The sequence below is a fragment of the Mycobacterium sp. E787 genome, from assembly GCF_001668725.1.
In the GTDB taxonomy this organism is placed as follows: domain Bacteria; phylum Actinomycetota; class Actinomycetes; order Mycobacteriales; family Mycobacteriaceae; genus Mycobacterium.
Map to the genome: position 1 here is coordinate 1 of NZ_LZKL01000120.1, position 19,698 is coordinate 19,698.

The following is a 19,698-nucleotide window of genomic DNA, read 5'->3' on the forward strand; positions in this document are numbered from 1 at the left end:
GCTGTCCTCCGCGGGCTTCTCCGTGTCGTCCTCCGGCTCCGAGTCGGCTTCGGGCTCTTGACCTTGGGGCTCGGCGGGCGGGATCTGCTGCTCGACCGGCGGGTGGGACCCGGTCTTGGGGCCGATATCGGAAACCTGCCAGGTATTGCCCACCTTGTTGACGGTGACCTGCAACAGGATGATGGACACCTTCGGCGTCGGGTTCTGCAGATTGCGGGTGGTTTGGTGGGCCGACACCACTACCTGGTAGACCCCGCCGGGCTGAGCGACCGGGTCGATGGCCAGCACCTCGCCGGTGGAGGTGACCTGGGCCTGCAGCATCACGCTTTTGAGCAGATCGCTGGCGTTGACGTATTTGTCTTTAAGCTGCTGCGACACACCGTCTTCGACGGAGCGGAAGAAGGCGTCGGGGTCTTCGAAGCTGTAGGTCAGCGACTTCAGCGCGTAGTCCTTGGCCAGCTGCGCCACGGTGTCGCGATCGGCCTGCTGTCGACGGAGCTCCGCGAGCTGGCCGGTCACCTGCCGATACTTCAGGTAACCGAACACGCCACCGGCGAGCACCGCCGCCACGAGTAGGGCCGCGACCCAGTGCCAGGGCTTTTCCAGCCTCGGGGGCTGCAGTCGCCACCTCGAGGACCGGTCGGGCCGCGCCTGGTCGTCTGCGGCGCTACCGGTCTCGTCCCGGTCGGCCGCCGGCGTTGCCTCGTCCGCCTTTTCGTCTTCGCTGACGATGGAATTGGTCATGTCAGTTCCTTCTTTGCCGTTGCCTTCTTCGCCGATCACCGATGCCATTCGGGCACGTTGAGTTGCACCCGCATGCCGCCGGTGTCGTTGAAAGTCGATTCCCAGAAGTCGAGCCAGTGCCCGGCGTCCACCTTGATGTCGTGCAGCGGTGCGACGGCGGGTTCCAGGACGGTCGTGAACGTGCTCAGCGGGCCGGCCAGCATGTCGAGCCATTGGCTGAGCTTGGCTACCAGAACCCCCGCCGGATCGTCGGGGCCGACGACGCCCACGCCGGTGTGCGACAGCGTTTCGATTTCGTGGATCATCCGCAAAAACGCCGGCACCGAGCGGGGAAGCAGCTTGCCGGTCTCGCTGATCACTTCGCCCGCGTTGATGTCGCCCAGGTTGGTGGTCATCGTGGCGAAGTTGCTGAACAGCGCGGCCAGCAATTGCTTGTCGTCGTGGATCACCTTCGCGGTCAGCCCCGCGGTTGTGGCCAGGGAATCGACCGTGTCGTCGTTGCCGGCGAACGCCGCGGAGACGTTGTCGATGATCGTGTGCACCTGCTCGAGGTTCAGCGCCGACATCAGGGCGTTGGCCTTGGTGAGCAAGTCGGCGCCGGTCACCATCGACGCGACCCGGTCCGCGGGGATCACCGTCCCGTCGCTGAAGTACGGCGGCGCAATCAGTTTCGGCTTGAAGTCGACGTACTGCTCGCCGGCGGCGGAGAGGTTTTCCACGCTGATCGCGCTGTCGGCGGGCACCGGGTGCGTGCTGTCGAGGTCGATCGACACCGCCAGCCCGCTCGCCGTGGTCTCGATGCTCCTCACCCGGCCGACCTTGATGCCACGCATCGTCACCTCCGATGTGGGCATCAGGCCGCCGGAAGTGTTGAGCATCAACGTGAGTCGGGTGACTTGTTTCGTCGGGCTGATGTCGAGCACGCCGATCGACATGTACGCCGCGCCGGCCAGTGTCATCACCGCCAGGATGGCCAGGGTGGCGCGGGCACCGAACTTCATGGCAGCATTCCCATGCTCTGCATCGCCTTGACCGCCTGGTCGGCCTTGTCGGCGGGATCCACGCCCTCGTGCCCGGTCGGTGGGTGAAGTTCGGAGACAATGTATTTCGGGCCTCCGTTGCGGAAGAACCCGAGAAGCTTGTAGTGCAGGAACGCGATCAGCTTGTCGGCGAGCACCGGAATGGTGGTGTCAAGGGTTGCCACCGTTCCGACCATTGGCGTGAGGTAGGAGAGCATTTGCATGATGTCGCCGGTGATCGGGTTGGTGAGTTCTCCGCCGAGCTTGCTGACGTCTCGGGAGTCCCCGACGACGTCGAGGATGGCCATGGTGATCGCCGACAGCCCTTCGAGCTTCGGCGGGCCCTCGGTCACCAGCCGGTTGAACACCGCGGTATTGGCCGCCATGTTGGTGGTGATGTTCTCCATGCTGGACAGGATGCCGTCGATGGTGTCCTGGTTGGCCGCCAGGTCATTGAGGACGCCGGCGAGGGTCTGCTGCATCCGGGTCAGCTCGGCGGGGTTTTTCGGGAACGACTTGTTGACGTTGACGACGGTGCTCTGCAGCGTGCCGATCGCGCCGCCCGCCACCAGGTTCGACACCGATCTCAAGAGATCCTCGACGTTGTCGGCTGGGGCGGTGTTGCGCAACGGGATGGTGCCGCCGTCGCGCAGCATTGCGGTGTCCCCGGCCCGGTCCTCTGGCGGCACGAGCGCGATGTAGATGTCGCCGAGGGGGGTGGCCTGGCGCAGTTCGGCGCGAGTGTTGCCGGGAAGCTTTGTGCCGCCGGCGATATCGACGTAGGCGACCGCCGTGGTGCCGTCGAGCTGGACGTGGTCGAGCACGCCGATCTGCACTCCGCCGGAGTCCACCTTGGCCCGGGCGGGCAGGTTGAGCACGCTGGAGAACTGGATCTTGATCCGGTAGGCGTGGTCGGGACTGTAGGCGCCCGGGACCGGCAGCCGGGTCGGATCCAGCGAGCACGCCGCCGTCAGGCAGATCGCCATCGCGGTCAGCAGCACGCGCACCGAGCTCCGGGTCCCCAGCTTCATGACAGCGCGGCCCCCAGGATGAGATCGGTCAGGCCGAGGGTGACCGGGTCCGACGCGGCGCCCGACGCGCAGGCCGCCGCGGCGCCGGGGACGTTGCGCTGCCGCAGCCCCTCGCAGATGGCGCCGGCCTGCGACGGCGAAATCGCCACCTGCGGCGGAATATAGGTGACGTTGTGGGTTCCCCACGCCGGTTCGTAGATGTCGCTCAGCCAGTGGCTGAACTGCGGCCACGACTTGATCATGGCCATGATGGCCGGGGTGTGTCGGTTCAGCATGTCGCTCAGCCAGCCGATCCAGTGGTCGAACCTTTGGTAGACCCGCGGCCCCCACCGGTTGATCGCCTCCACCAAGATCGGCAGCAGGTGCGACAGACGGCTCATGGCCGCCCCGAAGTTGTCCGACAGGCCCTCGACCAATTGCGTCGTGGCCGGCAGCGTTTCGACAAACCCGGCGAAGCTGTCCCAATTCTTGAGGAAGTCCGAGGTGAGGATCTCGCTGTTCTCGAACAGCTGCCGGTAGTCGGCGTCGGCCTTGTAGGGGTCGGCGAGCATGGTGACCAGATTGCGCAGGGTCTGGTTGAGGCCGGTGCCGGTCCCGTCCAGCGAGCGGCTGGCCGCGCGCAGGCTGTCGTTGATCGCTTGCACGCCCGGCGCCCGGGACGGGTCTTGGCCGTGTTGAGGTTCCATGATGGCGTCGGCGAGCTTGCCGATGGCAGTGAAGGTTTCGCTGATGCTGATCGGGGTCTTGGTGGACTTCAGCCTGATGCACCCCGGCCCGGTGAACTTCGGGCCCGAGGTGTAGGGCTTGGTCAGTTCGATGTGGCGGTCGGTGACAATCGATTGCGAGTAGGTGACCGCCCCGACGTCGGCCGGTAGGTCGAGGTCGGTGGGCACGGTGAAGTCGACCTCGACATGGTCGGGCTTGTTGACGATCGCGGTCGTCGTGCCGACCTCGATACCCAGCAGCGCCACCTTGTTGCCGGGATAGAGCCCTACCGCGTCGGTGAATTCGGCGCACATCGCGCGGGTGGGTGTGCGCATCAGCGTCTTGGTGCCGAAGATCACCGCCGCCGCGACCGCGGCTACCGTGGCCACCACCACGGCGACACCCCACCGGGAGCGCAGCCGCGAGCCGACAGCCGACAACCTGCTCATCTCAACAGTTCCTCATGATGTTGGGCAGGCACAGGTCCTGTCCGGGCACCAGCCGGCTGTGTTTGTCGAAGACGACCCCGTTGCCGCTGAGCATCGGCAACACGATGTTCAGGCTCTGCCCCAGGCCCTCGAGCGCCTCGCCCCACCGCTCGGGATGGGCGTTCAGCGTGTCGGTGATGTCTTCGAGTCCGTTGACAACCGGCCCGACCTCGCGGCCGTAGAACACCACGATGCGGTCGAGGATGCGGGCCAGTTCGCTGAACAGGCCGAAGAACTCGACAATGTCGACCGACTTGGAGGTGTAGGACTGGCCGATGATGTCCAGCTGCTCGAACAGCGTGATGAGCTGCTTACGCGCGGCGACCGCCGCCCGCAGGCCGTTGTTGGTGAAGTCCAGGCTGCGATGGAAGTCGGCGGTGGACTTGCTCATCGACGTCGTCAAGGCATTGGCCGAGCGGAGCAGGTCGCGCACCGCCTCGGGAAACTTGTTGGCGGCGTTGGCCACCTCGGTGAACGTGTCGTGGATGACCTGGCCGTCGACTTCCTTGATCAGCGGGGTCGCCGCCTGGATGATGTCGTTGACCTCGAACGGCAGCGCGACCCGTTGCGGCGGAATCACGTTGTGGCCCAGCGGAAGAGCACCCTTCGGGTCAAGCGCCACGTAATGGCCGCCCAGCGGCGTCAGCAGCTTGATGTCCAGCGTGGATTCCGAACCGACCGCCACCGAACGCTCGACGTCGAACTTCATCTCGACGACGGCGCCGTCGAGCCGCACGCCGGTGACCTTCCCGACCGGGATGCCGGCGATGCGAACCTGGTCGCCGGCGCGCACACCGCCGGAGTTGGACAGGCGCGCGACATAAGCGGTCTGGCCGGTCGGATTGAGGTAGGCCATCGCGGTGGCGGCCAGCGCCGCGACGATGACGACGACACCGACGATCCCGTGCCGGCGATTGCGGACCGCCGCGGCGCGCTCGTCGAGCACCGGACGCCGCCGCCGTACGCTCTTGTCCCCGAACGGCATCATCGGCACACCACCAAGTTCTGCTGCGCGAAGGACACCTGCCCGATCCCCGGCAGGGTGACTTCGCCGTGCGAGCACGAGAACGACGGTCTGGCGGGCTGGTCGTCGGCCAGCCAGTCCCGCATTCCCTGGATCAGCGACGGCGCGAGCGACAGGCCCGCGATGATCGTCGCGGTCTGCGGCCACATCCGGCTGGTCAGGTCGTAGAGCGGAACCGTGGTCCCGTCGAAGGTGTGCTCGGTGTACTGCAAGATGTGCGTGGTGTTCCGCAGGACGGGCAGCCCTTCGTCCATCGCCGCACGGAACTCCTCGGCCTTGGAACCGAACTTGGTCACCACGTCGTTGAGCGTGGCGATGAGATGAAAGAGTTGCTGCGATTTGCCGCCCAGGTCCGCCGAGATCGCGCTGAGGTTGCGGAGCACGGCGGTGATGACCGCCTGGCGGTTCACGGCCAACTTGGAGATGACGTCGAGGTCGTGCAGGAACGGGCCGATGCCGTTTTCGTCACCTTGGATCAATCGCAGCAGGTTCTCGCCGAGCAGATTGAACTGGGCCGGGTCGAGGGTTTGAAATATCGGCCGAAACCCGTTGAACAGCTTCGCCACATCGAACGAGGGAATCGTCTGCGCCAGGCCGAGGGTGGCCCCGGCCCGCAGCCGTTGATCCGGCCTGGCCGGCTGGACGAGTTCCAGGTAGCGCTGACCGACCAGGGTTTGGTAGCGCACCGCGGCAACGGTGTTGGTGAACACCGGGTGATCGTCCTGCGCGGTGAAATCCACCTTGGCGATCCGGCCGTCGAGCCGGATGGTTTCCACCTTGCCGACCTGCACGCCGGAGATGCGGACGTCGTCGCCGGCGTAGAGGCCCGACACGTCGGAGAATGCCGCGGTGTAGTGGGAAACCGCCCCGGTGACGGGACTGCGCAAGGCGGTCAGCACGATGAGCGTGCAGACCACCGACACCGCGGTGAAGATGGTCAGCCAAATCACCGATTTGGTAACACTTCTCATCGGCCACCCCGCTGCGGTGCGGGCGCGGGCGGCGGGGACGGTAGGGCCGCCGCCAGCCCCGGCATCGTGTCCAGGGTGACTTCGATCTGCATGCGGACCTTGCCGTTGATGATCGGAAACGCCGCGCTGGTGCGGTCCAGCAGACCCGAGAGCCGGTCATAGACCGGCGCCTGGCTGCCCTGGAGGTACGAGAGTGGCAGCAACACGTCCATCACGGATTTCATGAAGGGCGCGAGCCACGCGATGTTCTTCGCGAAGATCCCGTCCGTCTTGAAGAGGAGCTTCGCGGTCTGGTCCAGGATCAGGTTCATGCGCTCGACCCCGTCGGGGTGGGCCAGAAATTCCATCCCGTTGAGTAGGTCGTAGGCCAATCCGATGAGCGGGATCGCGTCGCTGGCGCCGTTGACCACCGAGGCGAACACCGACAGCGACTGTGAGAACGGCACCTTCTGGGCGTCGACGAGCATCTTGATCAGATCGAAGTAGGACCGGGTCACCGGCTCGGTCAGGTCCGCGTGTCGGCGCACTATCTCGATGATGTGGTCGACGTCGGGCGAGTCCACCATCTTGCCGATTTTCTGGCCCTGGCGTAGCAGGCCGGTGATGGAAGCCGACCGGACGTTGGCGCCTATCAGCAGCGTCTGGTTCGGCCTCAGCCGGGCGCCGGTGCCGCTGCTGACGAGTTCGACCGCCGCGAGGCCAAAAGTGTTGGAGGACATGAAGTTCGCGGTCGTGTCGGCGGCGAGGGCCCGCGCTTGCCGCGGCTCGAGTTCCACCGTGATCTTCTGGCGGTTGTATCCGGCGGATTCCAGCGATTTCACCGATCCGATCGTCAGCCCGCGGAACTTCACCTCCGCGCCCGGCGTCAGGCCCTCACCGATCGAATCGGCCACCACGGTCAGCTTGAACGTGTCGTCGTAGCCGCCGTTGCCCAGCTGATACAACGAGACGCCCGCGATGCTCAGCGTCACCGCTGCGATCAAGCCCCGGATCCGCAACGAGCGCGGACTTGGCGCCCGCACTCCTTGGTCCGACCCCGGCAGTATCGGCACGACTACCCCGATATCCGGATGCCGGGGTTGTTGCCCCAGAACAACAGCGTCAGCACCATGTCGGCGGCGACCACGGTGACGATGCTGGCGCGGATGGCCCGGCCCGAGGCCCGCCCGACCCCCTCGGGACCACCGCTGGCGAAGTAGCCCTGGTAGCAGTGGATGGCAATGATCAGCGTCACGAAGATGGCGGCCTTGAGCACCGAGAACACCACGTCGGACGGGTGGATGAACGAGTCGAAGTAGTGGTAGTAGGTGCCCGAGGACTGCCCGTGCAGCACGTTGACCACCAACGCGCACGACACATAGCTCAACGCCAGCGTCACCACGTACAGCGGAACGATGGTGATCATCCCGGCGATGACCCGGGTCGTGACCACGAACGGGATCGACTGAATGCCAAGGGCTTCCAACGCGTCGATCTCCTCCGAGATCCGCATGGCGCCGATCTCGGCGGTCATGCGGCACCCCGCCTGTGCCGCGAAGCCGATCCCCGCGATCATCGGCGCCATCTCGCGGGTGTTCGCGTACGCGGAGACGAACCCGGTCAGCGGGCCCATGCCGACCATGTCGAGGGCCCCGTATCCCTCGATTCCCACCGAACCGCCGACCGCCGCGCCCATGAAGATCAGCACGCCGATGGTGCCGCCACCGACGATGAGCGACCCGTTCCCCCAGATCATGTCGACCAACAACACCCCGGTCTGGTGCCGGTAACGCTTCAGCGTGTGCGGGATCGCACCGAGCACCTGGAACAGGAAGGTGATCTGGTGTCCGAGGCGCTGAAGCAGCGAATCACCCCGTCCGGCGACCCACCGCGAGGCCCGCAGCGGCGCGGGTAGGTAGCGTGCCGGCACGGCGATGCGGGCCATCAGCCCACCCTCAGCGGCATGGACATCGACAACCCTTGCGTGATCAGGAGGTTCAGCAGGAACACCGCCACGATGCCGATGACGACGGAGGCGTTGACCGCGTCGGCCACGCCGCGCGCGCCGCCCTTGGCCTCGAGGCCGCGCTGGCAGGCCACGAGGATCACGACCACGCCGAAGAGCCACGTCTTGAGGACGGCGACGACGACGTCGTTGACGCTGGCGAAGGACGCGAACGACGCGATATAGCTGCCGGGGGTGCCGGACTGGAAGCCGACGTTGATGGCGTAGCCCGCCGCGAGCCCCATGAAGATGATGAAGGAGCACAGCACCGGCGCCACGATCACGATCGCCGCCAGCCGCGGGGTGACCAGCCGCTGCACCGGGTCGATGCCCATGACGCGCAGCGCGTCGACCTCTTCGCGGATGGTGCGGGCGCCGAGATCGGTCGCCACCGCCGAACCCGCCGCACCGCCCAGCAGCAGCGCGGCGACGACCGGTGCGCCCTGCCGGATCACCCCGAGGCCGCCGGCCGCACCCGACACCGAAGAGGCGCCGACCTGCTGGATGAAGTTGCCCACCTGTACCGCGACGATGACCCCGAACGGGATGGACACCAGCAACGCGGGTATCGCCGTGACGCTGATGATGAACCAGGCCTGGTTGAGGGTGTCGCGCCACGGGTGACGCAACCTGATCAAATCCCTGAGCAGGTATACGAAGGACTGGGCGGCGAGGTCGAAGAAGCGGCCCAGCGTCTGCAACGAGGAATCGAGTTGGTTGAGGCCGTACCGCAGCGGTTTGGCAAGCAGCGGGACGATTCGCCCGCCGGCGGGCCCTTCGACGGCGGGCCGATCTTCCGGCCCGGCGGCCTCCAGCGGATGGGCGACGTCTTCGCCGTCGGTGATGGTGCTCGCGTCGACATCGACACAGGAGACTTCACTGCCTTCTGTCTCGGTGGCCGGTTCAGCCGCTGTCGCGTCGTGGACACCTGCGGTCAACGGCAAATCCCTTCCTGATCGCTGTCAGGACTTCGCCCCCAGCAAAGATTACGCGTGTTTGACGTGTGTTTATCAGCGGTAGGTGCGTTCTACCAGCGGCAGCGAGGGTCTGTTCGCGGAAGCAGGCGAGTGTGACGTACGTCACATTTCGTGGAGCGTGAAGACCTCCACGGCGGCAGTTTGCCCTGCAACGCGTGGGATCCGCTATCGATGAGCCCAGGCGGTCGAGAAGCCAGTCCGTCGACGCACGAACGGGTGAGAAGGATGGCGTCGCCCGTGCGTTTTCGGGTCTTGACCGCGTCGGGAGCGCAGGGGAGGTTCAACTGGTATGCCCACACCCGACCGGCCCGGCGAACCCCCGGGTCTGCTCGACCGCCGTCAGCTGCTCACGCTGGCGGGCGGCCTCGGCGTGGCGTCCATACTCGGTGCGTGCTCGACGTCGACGACCGGTGTCCGGCTGACCGCTGCGACGTCGGCTCAGTTGCTGTGCCGAGACGCCTGGGGCGCGCGGGCCGCCCGCCCCGGCGGCAAGCCGCACACCATCACCCGCATGACGCTGCACCACGAGGCCGTGGTTCTCGGTGACAACCGCAACGCTCCGAGCCGCCTCCGAGAGGACCAGCGGTACCACCAAGACCAGAAGGGCTGGATCGACATCGCGTATCACGTCGGTGTCGATCGCAACGGCAACATCTACGAACTGCGGAGCACCGAAATCGCCGGCGACACCGCGACGGACTACAACACGACCGGCCATTTCCTCGTTCTCTGCGAAGGAGACTTCGATCAAGAGGCCGTGTCGGAAGCCCAGCTGCACGGCGCGGCTCTGGCGTTCGCCTGGGCCGTGCAGAACTTCCGCATCGCGACCGACACGCTGGCCGGCCATCGCGACCTGGCCCAGACCTCGTGCCCCGGTGCGAACTTGTATGCCCATCTCACCTCAGGAGACCTGAAGCGGCGCATCAACGATCTGGTATCCGCCGGTCCAGTGGATCTTCAGCGCTTCTGCGGACCCGACGCCGCCGCGAGAGTCGCGGCGATCGAGGCGGGCGGCTGAGCTTCGTGTTGGGCACCGGCCAGCCGACGCGCCGACAAGCGACGAAAAGAATGTTTGCGGTCAGGTAAAGCGGGCATGGCTCTCAAACAGCTGACTACACCGGTCTACAGCCGGTGTCCGCATCTACCAAGAAGGGGCCAGCGTGTCGGTCACACATCTCAGCGGTTTCGGGACCGCCTGTCAGGAGGCCGTGAGGGCGGTCCTACACGCCATCACCACCGGCGGGGACGAACGCCGGGGACACCTCTGCGACGCGAAGTTGGCAGTCAACACGGCCTTACGCGTCGCTAATAGCGGCGAAGAATGGTATCTGGCCGAGCACCTGCGCCAGGGCATCAAGGATGTGGAGACTCGACTGCGGGACGCTTCCTAGCCGCCTCGCGTCTGGCTGCCATAGCGACGGCGAAAGTCCTTGTCCCGCAAGGACGCGCGGCGGCAACTTTCGTTGCGTCATCGCAGCTGGGCGCTGCGGAGGCTGTCGCCGCGGCCTACCGGCCAGGGCGTTCGCCGCTCGAGTCCCAGTATTCCGGTCCATCCATCTCGAGAACGCCATCGTGGGCAACCGGATAATATTTTTCGATGCGGCGGCGCACTGACTCAAGAAACTGATCAGTCGTCGGGAAGTCCACCGGCAATTTGTCCTTCATGATTTCTTCGGCCGGGACCCCTTGCCGAATGGCAAATCTGGGAAGGTATTGCCACTTCCCGGACTGATCGTGCGGGCCAAAAACATTCATCGCATCAAGCGGAGCAATCATGCAATTGATCGATCCATCCCGCGTTGAGTCATAGATCTGAATCTTGCAATCACTTGAACGGAAGAAGGCGACGGCGCCGTTCCGGCCGCCTTCGTCAACATCACCGTCGTACTCCTCCAGCCGAAAGCCCAGTTCGTTGAGCAGAGGCTCGACAATGGACTTGACTCCCGCCAAGAACTCCTCCGTCATTACCGCCCACCCCCAATCCGCACCCACGTGTTTCCGACCTGCCGATAGCCATACGCCTCGGCGTTGCTCTTCAAGAACGCAATTTCCTTGGCGGAGAAGGAATCTGCATCCAGCGCCAAGACCTGTTCCACACTACTGAATTGTTGCGGCAAATGGTATTCGATGCGAGGCACACCGTTCTCCATCTGGCTGCGGAGGAAGTTTTCGTTCACTTGCCACGCGAGGCCGTTGGCGTCAGGCTTGCTCAGCCCGAAGGTCATGGCGTCCCAAACCGGGTCGCCGGTATCGAAATAAATTCCGCCGGTGCCCCGGGCCTCCCCGATGTAGCCACCATCCTGGCCCGCCCACTTACCTAGGACCACCCGGTCCGGGCTGTCACCAACGTAGTGAGTCGACATGTCAGCGAGTTGCTGGCTGAGCCCCGCAGTGGGTTCCCCGTGCACGAACGAGGCATAGAGATCCTGCGCCGCCTCGTCTGCGAAGGGCTGGTAAGTGACGGGGTGATCGAAGCCCACCGGTACGTGCGGCAAATGCGTTGGACCGTAATCGATTGCGGCGGCGGCATCGATGTCGGCCAGTCGGCCCACGCCCGCCCCTTCGCCACCGAACAGCAACCCCGGCAGGGCGAACGCGCCGTCGGAGGCCTTGCCGCCCAGGTAGTAGGCGGGACTGGGCGAGTCCAGCATGTTCTTCACTTCGCCGACCGCCGCACCGAACGGGTTCTGGACCGTCTCGACGGTGCCCTTGAGCATCTGCTGCCACGACTCGAGCACGCCGGGCGCCCCCGGGCCTCCTACCCCGAGAAGGTTGTGGATGCCCTGTTCTGTGGCGAGCCAGCGGTCAGCGAACCCTTCGCCGAACCCCGGGGGCGGCGGCGCCTTCGGCTCGGGCGGAACGTAGTTCGGCATCCCGCTGTCGATCCACTGTTGGGTGCGGCCCACGATGTCGTTCAGGCGCGCCTCGATCTGTTCCGGCGGCACGCCATCGCGGATCATGGATTGGCGGGCCAGCGCCTTGAAACTCTCCACGTCCGCGGGCTTGAGCTGTGGCGGCGGGCCGGGGACAACGGGTTGATGAAGCCGGCTCAAGAGGTCCGGCAGGCTGCCCGGTTGCGGCTGTTCGGCCTGGCCGGTCGAGGGCTGCTTGCCGTCGGGCAGCAGGAGGTCTTGCAGGGACGGCGGCTTGCCCGCGGCGCCCGCCGCCGGGGCGGGTGCGTCCGACGGCGGGCCGTTACCGGCCGCCGGATCTGCGGCGCCTTCGGGCAACAGCATGTCTTCCAGCGACCGCGGGTGGCGTGCTCCGGGGGGCTTGGGCCGGCCTTGGGCCGGCGGGGGACCGCCGGCCGGCGGACGTCCGCCGGCATCCAACGGGACCTCGCTCACGGCCGCGCGGATGGCGGCGGCGAGCTCGTGGTCGGCGCTGTCGGCGTGCGCCTTCAACAGAATCAGCCGATCCTGCAACAGCTGCTGCTGTGCGGCGAACTCCAAGGTGTCGCGCCCAATCCAGGTGTCGCCCACGTCTATTCGCCAGTCCGGCGTGATCTTCCAGCCCTTGGCGTCAGCGGCGCGCTCGATGTCCGCCAGCTCGTCCTTACACGCGCGCACGTCGGCCTCGGCGCGTGACACCGCGGCGGCCACCTGCCTGGACTCCTGGCCGTCCGCCTCGACGTCGCGACGAGCCTTACCCAAGTCGGCGCGAAACGCCTCGCCGGCCTCCCCGTCCCAACCGGCAAGAACGCTGTTGACCTGCTGCAGGTTGTCCCCCAACCGCTACAAGGTGGCGGCGCGTCCGTTGGCCGTCTCGAACACCTGCTGGATCGCGCCGAGATCCCACCGCTTGACGTCATTTGGGGTCAACGGCCCCACGGGCTACCCCTCGTCCCGCAGCGACCCGAAAGCCCGCGCCGAGTCGTCCTCGTTGGTCGCATAGCTGAACATCGCCTCGGCGACATGCGACCCCAGCCCGTCCACGCGGAGCCGGTGTTGGTCGTGCCGGATCTCCCACCGCGCCGCCAGCTCAGCCAATGCCAGCTGCGAGGACCCGACCCAACCCGGCGCGGCCCCGGCAAGCCCTTCCTCATGCCTGAGGAACTCCACAGCCGCCTGACCGATTGCGTTGAACATGTCGTTGCTGCCGACGTGCAGTGCCGCGGGATCGACCTTGAATCCATCGGTCACGACGGCCCCCCTTCGGCTCACCGGCGTTGCGCCCTGAATCGTAATTCGTCCCGGGAACGCGCGCCCTTCACCTTGAGCGATCGACTGAACACGAAGCCCAAATCAGGCGGTCGACTGCCGGACCGACACCGACAAATCACGGCGCCGCAAGCAGAAGTGGGTAAACAACCCAAACAGCATGGCACCAGGTTGGGAAACCGGGTCAGTAGTCGGAAGGCGGCATCAGATGGTTGGTCAAGAGGGGGGCCGGTGGGACGTCGGCACCAAGGATAAGGCGGTCTACCTTGAGCGCGTCTCCGAGAGCGACGAGCGGGTATTCGACGACTTGCTGGCAGCCGATGAGGCCCGTGCATTGGCCGGGCTGTTGGCGAAGTACGCCGACAAGCTCGACGCCGCGGAGGACTCCCGCAAGTCTGACGATTCCGACGAGACGAACAACTCCGAGGACGCTGACGCAGCCGACGAGCCCGAGGATTCCGGCAAATCGGACGATTCCGACGACTCGAAGGACTCCGAGGACGCCGACGAGTCGTCGGCGTAGCAACGGAGTTGCCCGGAACCGGGGCCGATGGGTGGGAAGTCGTGTGGAGGTCCGGCTTTTTGACCCGCGCTCAGTGCACGAGGCCGAGTTCCTGGTCGATCTGCGCCCAGTAGCGGGGGCCGGTCGGGGTGAGCAGGATCCAGTCGTGAACTTGGCCGTTGGCCAGTATGAAGCTCATCGGGGCGCCGTCGGCCAACGCTGCTTGCTGGAGCGCAAGCGTCTCGTTGAAGAGTCCATCCAGCGAGCCCGAGTAGACATACGTCGGCGGAAGGCCATGAAGTTGCGCGGGTGACCCATCCAGCGGACTCACCTGATAGTTGGTCAGAGGAAGGTTGGCCGCCCACACCGTGCCGATCTGCCCCCCGGACCGCGCCAAGTCCAGCCAGGGGGACAGCAACACAATCGACGCGGGCACGGTTTGGCCGTGGGCCACCAGGTATTCGGCGGCGGCCAGGGCGAGGTTGCCGCCCGCTGAGTCACCGGTCACGCTGACGTGCGAGGCCCCGTGTAAGGCGATCTCCGAGGAGATGAGGCCGGCCATGTTGGGCACCACCGTGCCGGCGGTGCCGCCCTGCTGCATCAGCGGGTAGATCGGCACCTCGATCGTCGCGCCGGTCTGGTAGGCCATCACCGTGTAATCCAGCCAGTGGAAGATCGACGGCCCGAAGATGAACGCGCCGCCGTGAATGGCCACCACGTAGTCGCCGGTCGGATGAGCCGGGGTGATCTGTACGACGGGCATGCCGTTATAGGTGGTGTGCTGCACCGTTTCGCCGAGCAGCAGCGGCAGCAACCGCGGCGGCGTGTTGGACACGCCTATCCCGAGCAGCGGATTGTCGCCGGTAAACGCCGCTAACAGCGGGGAACCCGGCTCGAAAAACAGGAAATTGAGTTCCTGGCTCAACCCGCTCGCCAGCGTCGTGGGGAGCTGCTGGATTTCTTGTTGAACACCGAGCACCGCCTGCTCGAGGGCCACCAACGGGGATGCGTTGGCCGCCTCGGTGGCGGCATACGCGCCGGCCGCGCCGGTCAATGCCTGGGCAAACCACTTCTGATAGGCCGCCGCCTGTGACCCCAGAGCTTGATAGCCCTGGGCGTGGGCGGAGAACAGCGCGGCGACCGCCAGGGAGACCTCGTCCTCGGCCGCGGCCACCACTCTCGTGGTGGCACCAGCGGCGACCTGGTTTGCCTTCGCTACCGCCGAACCAACCGAAGCCACGTTCGTGGCCGCGGCTGACATCACCTCTGGCAACGCAACAACATACGACACCGCGCCGCTCCCATTACCAATCGCCGATCAGCCAGAGCTTATGCCTGCCCCGAGGAGTCACGTACGAGTTTGCCGTGACTGCCTGGACAGGATCCGACACGGGCACAAGACCGTCGCGGGGACTTTCAGTCCCAACTGCAACGCCCACCTCCGGGCAGGTTGACGCGGTCGTGGATCTCCATGGAGGCCAAGACCTGCGCCGTCTGCACCGTCGGGGCGTAGGCGACGGCGTAATTACTGCCCGCACCGAGGGCGATGGCCATGCAGCTCGTGGTGCTTCCAACGAGTTGGCAGCCGGTCGGGAACTTCGCGCGGCAGTTCGCCATCGCGTATTGCTCGGCATCAGACTGGGTGTAGGCGTTTGTGTAGAAAAACGCCTGGGTCTTGTTGCTCGTCGAGCTGGAGCTCACCGCCCCGGCCATCCAGGTGGCGGCGGCGTGTGCGGGCGACGCATGCCAGAGGGCGCCCGTCAGGACGAGCGGGGCGGCCACTGCCAGCGGCGCGATGCTGCGGGCAGCCGGTTTCCAAGAGTACGTTGCCATTTGACTGGTCTTTCTGTCGTTTCTTCCTGTCGTTGTGGTGCAGCACCCGGCAGTGGCCACGGACGACATCGGCTTTCCTGACCGGACAGATCGACCGCGACGGCTGCTGGCGGTTTGAGGCACGCCCGCGCCAGGCATCCCGGCTGGCGCGGAGTGATGAGCAAACCAGTAGCTCATTTAACGATGATATTACATACTCGACGCATGATCTAGATGTCTTGTCTAAACTTTAAGTATTACCGCCGTGGGTGTCTCGGCGCTCGGCAGCAGCAGGTCGAGGCGTGTCGCAAAGGGCGCTAATGGCCAACTCGACGGGCCCGAGTGAGGTGAGTGAAACGGGCGAGCGTAAAGCCGGCTGACCAACCAAATTGGCCCTGTGAGCGGCGTAAACGATGGTGGAGCTACCGGGACGAACCCGACGCCCTACCAGGCATTTTGGATTCTGAGCTGCGTTTTCGTTACGTCTCGTCAGATTTCGGTCCCGCTCGTTACCTGCCGATTCGTTTTCGAGTCTTGGCGGCGTCAAGAGTGGTCAAAGCAGTGAGTCGCCGGGCGCAGGTGGTGCCAAGACGGACGCCGCGGTCCGGCGGCTACGTCGCAGCCTCGTTCACTCCATGTCCTTTGTGGCCTCAAGCGCCGCCGCGTCGGCCAGAGTGCGTTGGGCGTTTCAATCGGTGCCTTTGGTCCTTCGGCTTGATCTCTTCGGCCCTGACGGTCACGGCCACCCTGAGCGATCGTGCCGGTGGGTAATCGCCGATCAGAAATGAACTCAGATGTGGCAACCACCACGTGGCGCGATCTTGGTAGGCGTTGACGGCTCGGCAGCGGCACTGATTGCCGTCCGGTGGGCGGCCCGTGATGCAGCGCTGCGGAATGTGCCGCTGACTGTGGTCCATGTCGTCGACGCCCCCTTACCGGAGTGGTTCGAGGTCGCCGCGCCAGCCGGCTTCAGGCAATGGCAGGAACAGCGGGCACGGGGCTTCATCGAGTCGGCGATCAAGGTCGCCAAGGCGAGCACTGATGAGTGCGGTCCGGTGCAGATCGATGGCAAGGTGTTTCATTCGGCGACCATCCCGACGCTCGTCGGCATCTCCGCAGACGCGGAGATGGTCGTCGTCGGCTACCGGGGACATCGCGGCGCGCTGGCCCGCAGCTCCCTGGGCTCGGTGAGTTCGGCATTGGTCTACCACGCGCATTGCGCGGTCGCCGTGATCCACGACGACGGAGCCATGATCGGCGACGACGCACGGACGACGGTGCTGTTGGGTATCGACGGCTCGCCGGCGTCGGAAGCGGCGACTGCTATTGCATTTAACGAAGCCTCCCGACGAGGTGTCGGTCTCATGGCTATGCACGTCTGGACCGATCCCCGGGTTTCCGGCTCCAAGGGGTTGTTTCAGGACGCCAAATGGGACGCTCAGCTATCCGAGGAGGAGGAGACGCTCGCTGAACGGCTGGCGGGTTGGCGCGAACGCTATCCCGACGTGGGGATCCGTCGCAGAATCGAAACCGGTGATCCGGCACGTCGGCTGATCGAGGCGTCCGAACAGGCGCAACTGATTGTGGTCGGCAGCCACGGCTGCGGCCGGTTCAGGGGCACTTTGCTGGGATCCGTCGGGGCGGCGGTGGTCAACAGGGCCAGGATCCCGGTGATCGTGGCGCGTCAGCCCTGACGGCGGCCGTCGTGGGTGGGCTTAACCAACAAATGTTGATGTTGACGGGAAAAGAGAATGGCCAGAGCTTGTGGCCCTGACCAGTCAGTTCTCAGTGGAGCTGCCGGGAATCGAACCCGGGTCCTACGGCATTCCCTCAAGGCTTCTCCGTGCGCAGTCCGCTATGCCTCTACTCGGATCTCCCGGTCACGCGAACCAGCCAGGATGACGATCCCAGTCGCTGTGTATGTCCCGATGAGTCCCGCGACCGGACTCACCGGTGGATCCCTCTAGCTGACGCCAGGGTCCGGGTCGAGGGCGTTCCCGGTCTGACGGACTAGCTGTCGCTTAGGCAGCGAGAGCGTAGTCGCGCTGATGTGAATCGGCGCTTATATGGTTGCAACGACGCTTACGGTGGTCTCTTGCCTGCACCGGCACGCTTCCCTTGATTCGATGCGCGAAGTCGAAACCTTTCAGCCCCTTGTCTATCTTCCTTCGAGCATCCCCGCCGATTTTCGGCAGGAAAATCAATGGTACGCGCTAACCAACGACGGACGACGGAAAAAACTTCCCGACCGACCGACCCGCGACAGCCGAGTACCCCCCGGTCTCACGACTCCAGGGGGTACTCGGTGTCGAAGCGGCGAAAACGTTGCCGACCGCTTACTTGATCCCCACGACGTCCTGCGCGATGGCGGCGACGCGGGTCTGCGCTGCCGAAACGATGCGTTGCCGGTTCTTGTGCGCCTCCTCGTAGGCGATGATCGTGCGGACGTCATCGGCCGAGGTCAGCTCCTTGATCGCGGCGACCGCGTCGTTGACGTTCAGGTCGTCGTACTTGCGGATGGGCAGTTCCTTGGCGTCCAGGACACCGGCGGCGGCACGGCCCGAGTGCAACGCGTCGGCGGCCCCGTCCGCCCCCTCGGAACGGGTGACGCGCTCGGCGGCCTTCAGCGCCGCACTCTGCGAAGCCGACAGCGCCTTGGCCGCGATCTCACCCGCGTTGCCCCCGCGCTTGACCAGGTCGTTGAACGCCGGACCCGCGGAGCGCAGCGCATCCACGGTCCGGTCCACGCCGCGCGCCGACCATGCGACCGGCAGGTTGACCAGCTTCACGGCGGTACCCGCGGCCACCTGGAGAGGTGTGCGACGAAGTGCGGCCGGCCCGCCGAGCGCATCCTCGGCCAGCACGGTGGTCAGCCAGTCGACCGTCGCCGAGTGGGCGGTGATCAGGCGCTCGGCCAGGTTCTCGATGTCCTGGCGCTTGGCGGCCACCGCCAGTGCCTTGGCGTAGCGGGCACGGTCCAGCAGCTGGTCCTCGAGCGCGAGGTCACCCAGCAGGGCCTCGTCGAACGGTTCGGCCTGCTCCGTCAGCGCCTTGACCGCCGCGGCCGCGCGACCCAGGAACGGGCCGATGACGTCGGGGTAACCGCCGAGCTTGCGGATCGCCGCGGCCAGAGCCTCGGCCCGCTTGCGACCGTTCGCAGCGTTCTGCGAGAGCTCGCGGCGCACCGCCTCGGTGCGCGCCTGGATCACGCGGGTCTCCGCGATTTGGATCTCGGTGTTGGTCAGATCGAGCAGCGTGCGCAGCTGCGCGAGCAAACGAGTGGTGTCGGGTGCAGTCATAACTAGTCGGCCCTCCTGGCGTTGACGATTCGGTGTCGGCGCGAGGCGCGCCTGTACTTCTGCGGCTACCCAATGAGGCGGCAGGGCTACACATACGCCGCGCAGTGTGACCTACATCGCGGCCAAAGATGCTGCTAAATCACGAAATTGAGATTTTCGACGACCTGGGTCGCGACGTCCCGCGCACCGGCCAGTTCGATGTCCCGGGAGCGCGCGGGACTCATCGGGCGCCCGCCGGAAAGCCTGGTGAACTGCAACCCGTCCAGCCGGATCGTCGCCGTCGGTTCCTGGCCGCCGAAGTCGCTGACCAGCCGGGCGCGACCATCCACGCTGACCCGGATCTCGCGGGCCACCGGGCCGGTCAGCTCGAACAGGATGCGCGAGCCGTCGGGCGCCTTGCCGCGCTTGCCCACCACGTATCCCATGGTGGAGGCGATCTCGTCGAGGGAGAGTTTCGTCGCGGGCCCGCGCAACGCGTCATCGGACGACGGGCGCGACAACGCCTCGCGGATGTCCTGATCGTGCATCCAGCAGTCGAACACGCGGACCCGCATGAACCGCCCGTAGCTTTCCGGGCCGACCGGCGTCGGCGTCACCGCGTCCCATTCCTCGTCGGACATGCTCGTCAGCGCCTTGCGCCGGTCGCTGGTGACGTCCCTGAACCGTGCCAGGACGTCGGCGCCGGCTTCGGTGCGCAGGTGACGAACCCAGCATTCGTTCATCACGCCGATATCGTTGCGGACGTGCTCGAGCGCCGAGACGTCGATGTCGGGCTGCGGCGCGGCGACGCCGGCGAGGAAGGACTCGGTGCCGATCATGTGCGCCACCAGTGCCTTGACGTCCCACCCGGGCAGCGGGCTGGCCGCCTGCCAGTCCGCCTCCGTGAGCCCGTCGAGCAGGGCGTCGATGTCGTCCCACACCGCGAAGAGGCCGGCGAGCACCTCGGACTTGTCGAGTTTGGTCACGGGGCGATCGGCCATGG

19 protein-coding genes and 1 other RNA gene are annotated in these 19,698 nt (G+C 65.9%); 3 read left to right on the forward strand and 17 right to left on the reverse strand.

Going from position 1 to position 19,698, the window contains the following annotated elements; translation table 11 throughout:
• The 9 genes from A5705_RS23060 to A5705_RS23100 all read right to left on the reverse strand — a co-directional run.
• Window positions 1–744: hypothetical protein (locus A5705_RS23060; protein WP_231982556.1), on the reverse strand; the 744-nt coding region annotated here is incomplete at its 3' end.
• Window positions 745–779: 35 nt separating this feature from the next.
• Window positions 780–1,745: an MlaD family protein gene (locus A5705_RS23065; protein ID WP_067883428.1), complete on the reverse strand. Its 966-nt coding sequence runs from the start codon at window positions 1,743–1,745 to the stop codon at window positions 780–782.
• Complete coding sequence (locus A5705_RS23070; protein ID WP_067883429.1) at window positions 1,742–2,794, reverse strand: MlaD family protein; 1,053 nt, start codon at window positions 2,792–2,794, stop codon at window positions 1,742–1,744. The genes A5705_RS23065 and A5705_RS23070 overlap by 4 nt, the downstream gene beginning before the upstream one ends.
• The gene (locus A5705_RS23075) at window positions 2,791–3,948 is read right to left on the reverse strand and encodes an MlaD family protein (RefSeq protein WP_067883430.1); all 1,158 of its coding nucleotides are present in this window, start codon (window positions 3,946–3,948) and stop codon (window positions 2,791–2,793) included. The genes A5705_RS23070 and A5705_RS23075 overlap by 4 nt, the downstream gene beginning before the upstream one ends.
• A gap of 1 nt (window position 3,949) precedes the next feature.
• Window positions 3,950–4,975, reverse strand: a complete 1,026-nt coding sequence (locus tag A5705_RS23080; protein ID WP_067883541.1) for an MlaD family protein — start codon at window positions 4,973–4,975, stop codon at window positions 3,950–3,952.
• Entirely contained in the window at window positions 4,972–5,982 is a 1,011-nt protein-coding gene (locus A5705_RS23085) for an MlaD family protein (protein ID WP_067883431.1), read from the reverse strand. The genes A5705_RS23080 and A5705_RS23085 overlap by 4 nt, the downstream gene beginning before the upstream one ends.
• Window positions 5,979–6,962 (reverse strand): MlaD family protein, encoded by a 984-nt coding sequence (locus A5705_RS23090; protein ID WP_369803389.1) that lies wholly within the window; start codon window positions 6,960–6,962, stop codon window positions 5,979–5,981. Before A5705_RS23090 ends, A5705_RS23085 begins: the two co-directional genes overlap by 4 nt.
• 74 nt (window positions 6,963–7,036) lie before the next feature.
• A complete protein-coding gene (locus A5705_RS23095) occupies window positions 7,037–7,906 on the reverse strand; it encodes an ABC transporter permease (RefSeq protein ID WP_067883432.1) in 870 nt (289 codons plus the stop codon).
• Window positions 7,906–8,724: an ABC transporter permease gene (locus A5705_RS23100; RefSeq protein WP_067883543.1), complete on the reverse strand. Its 819-nt coding sequence runs from the start codon at window positions 8,722–8,724 to the stop codon at window positions 7,906–7,908. The genes A5705_RS23095 and A5705_RS23100 overlap by 1 nt, the downstream gene beginning before the upstream one ends.
• A gap of 508 nt (window positions 8,725–9,232) precedes the next feature.
• On the opposite strand from A5705_RS23100, the gene A5705_RS23105 reads away from it, so the two are divergent.
• A complete protein-coding gene (locus A5705_RS23105) occupies window positions 9,233–9,961 on the forward strand; it encodes an N-acetylmuramoyl-L-alanine amidase (protein WP_197517061.1) in 729 nt (242 codons plus the stop codon).
• A 488-nt stretch (window positions 9,962–10,449) separates the two neighbouring features.
• On the opposite strand, the gene A5705_RS23115 is transcribed toward A5705_RS23105, so the two are convergent.
• The 3 genes from A5705_RS23115 to A5705_RS23125 form a co-directional block, all read right to left on the reverse strand.
• Entirely contained in the window at window positions 10,450–10,908 is a 459-nt protein-coding gene (locus A5705_RS23115) for a hypothetical protein (RefSeq protein ID WP_067883434.1), read from the reverse strand.
• The gene (locus A5705_RS27965; protein ID WP_068280310.1) at window positions 10,908–12,674 is read right to left on the reverse strand and encodes a hypothetical protein; all 1,767 of its coding nucleotides are present in this window, start codon (window positions 12,672–12,674) and stop codon (window positions 10,908–10,910) included. Before A5705_RS27965 ends, A5705_RS23115 begins: the two co-directional genes overlap by 1 nt.
• Before the next feature lie 102 nt (window positions 12,675–12,776).
• Window positions 12,777–13,085: an RNA 2'-phosphotransferase gene (locus A5705_RS23125; protein ID WP_231964576.1), complete on the reverse strand. Its 309-nt coding sequence runs from the start codon at window positions 13,083–13,085 to the stop codon at window positions 12,777–12,779.
• A 226-nt stretch (window positions 13,086–13,311) separates the two neighbouring features.
• On the opposite strand from A5705_RS23125, the gene A5705_RS23130 reads away from it, so the two are divergent.
• Window positions 13,312–13,626 (forward strand): hypothetical protein, encoded by a 315-nt coding sequence (locus A5705_RS23130; RefSeq protein WP_067883436.1) that lies wholly within the window; start codon window positions 13,312–13,314, stop codon window positions 13,624–13,626.
• Window positions 13,627–13,696: 70 nt separating this feature from the next.
• On the opposite strand, the gene A5705_RS23135 is transcribed toward A5705_RS23130, so the two are convergent.
• Window positions 13,697–14,896 carry a PE domain-containing protein gene (locus tag A5705_RS23135; protein WP_082956651.1) on the reverse strand — a complete coding sequence of 400 codons (1,200 nt, stop codon included), beginning with the start codon at window positions 14,894–14,896 and terminating at the stop codon, window positions 13,697–13,699.
• A 125-nt stretch (window positions 14,897–15,021) separates the two neighbouring features.
• Window positions 15,022–15,438: a DUF4189 domain-containing protein gene (locus A5705_RS23140; RefSeq protein ID WP_067883438.1), complete on the reverse strand. Its 417-nt coding sequence runs from the start codon at window positions 15,436–15,438 to the stop codon at window positions 15,022–15,024.
• A gap of 773 nt (window positions 15,439–16,211) precedes the next feature.
• Between A5705_RS23140 and A5705_RS23145 the strand changes: the two genes are divergently transcribed.
• Entirely contained in the window at window positions 16,212–17,111 is a 900-nt protein-coding gene (locus A5705_RS23145; RefSeq protein ID WP_067883439.1) for a universal stress protein, read from the forward strand.
• A 92-nt stretch (window positions 17,112–17,203) separates the two neighbouring features.
• Here A5705_RS23145 and ssrA read toward each other — a convergent pair.
• The 3 genes from ssrA to A5705_RS23160 form a co-directional block, all read right to left on the reverse strand.
• Window positions 17,204–17,571, reverse strand: a transfer-messenger RNA (tmRNA) gene (ssrA, locus tag A5705_RS23150).
• A 182-nt stretch (window positions 17,572–17,753) separates the two neighbouring features.
• A complete protein-coding gene (locus tag A5705_RS23155; RefSeq protein WP_067883444.1) occupies window positions 17,754–18,716 on the reverse strand; it encodes a hypothetical protein in 963 nt (320 codons plus the stop codon).
• 134 nt (window positions 18,717–18,850) lie between these two features.
• Complete coding sequence (locus A5705_RS23160; protein ID WP_067883445.1) at window positions 18,851–19,696, reverse strand: maleylpyruvate isomerase family mycothiol-dependent enzyme; 846 nt, start codon at window positions 19,694–19,696, stop codon at window positions 18,851–18,853.
• Window positions 19,697–19,698: the final 2 nt, after the last annotated feature.

Coding starts and splice junctions, on each gene's coding strand:
- A5705_RS23075 (WP_067883430.1), bottom strand. CDS start 3,948: ATGAGCAGGTTGTCGGCTGTCGGCTCGCGGCTGCGCTCCCGGTGGGGT.
- A5705_RS23130 (WP_067883436.1), top strand. CDS start 13,312: ATGGTTGGTCAAGAGGGGGGCCGGTGGGACGTCGGCACCAAGGATAAG.
- A5705_RS23115 (WP_067883434.1), bottom strand. CDS start 10,908: ATGACGGAGGAGTTCTTGGCGGGAGTCAAGTCCATTGTCGAGCCTCTG.
- A5705_RS23070 (WP_067883429.1), bottom strand. CDS start 2,794: ATGAAGCTGGGGACCCGGAGCTCGGTGCGCGTGCTGCTGACCGCGATG.
- A5705_RS23155 (WP_067883444.1), bottom strand. CDS start 18,716: ATGACTGCACCCGACACCACTCGTTTGCTCGCGCAGCTGCGCACGCTG.
- A5705_RS23105 (WP_197517061.1), top strand. CDS start 9,233: ATGCCCACACCCGACCGGCCCGGCGAACCCCCGGGTCTGCTCGACCGC.
- A5705_RS23085 (WP_067883431.1), bottom strand. CDS start 5,982: ATGAGAAGTGTTACCAAATCGGTGATTTGGCTGACCATCTTCACCGCG.
- A5705_RS23065 (WP_067883428.1), bottom strand. CDS start 1,745: ATGAAGTTCGGTGCCCGCGCCACCCTGGCCATCCTGGCGGTGATGACA.
- A5705_RS23145 (WP_067883439.1), top strand. CDS start 16,212: ATGTGGCAACCACCACGTGGCGCGATCTTGGTAGGCGTTGACGGCTCG.
- A5705_RS23095 (WP_067883432.1), bottom strand. CDS start 7,906: ATGGCCCGCATCGCCGTGCCGGCACGCTACCTACCCGCGCCGCTGCGG.
- A5705_RS23160 (WP_067883445.1), bottom strand. CDS start 19,696: ATGGCCGATCGCCCCGTGACCAAACTCGACAAGTCCGAGGTGCTCGCC.
- A5705_RS23080 (WP_067883541.1), bottom strand. CDS start 4,975: ATGATGCCGTTCGGGGACAAGAGCGTACGGCGGCGGCGTCCGGTGCTC.
- A5705_RS23140 (WP_067883438.1), bottom strand. CDS start 15,438: ATGGCAACGTACTCTTGGAAACCGGCTGCCCGCAGCATCGCGCCGCTG.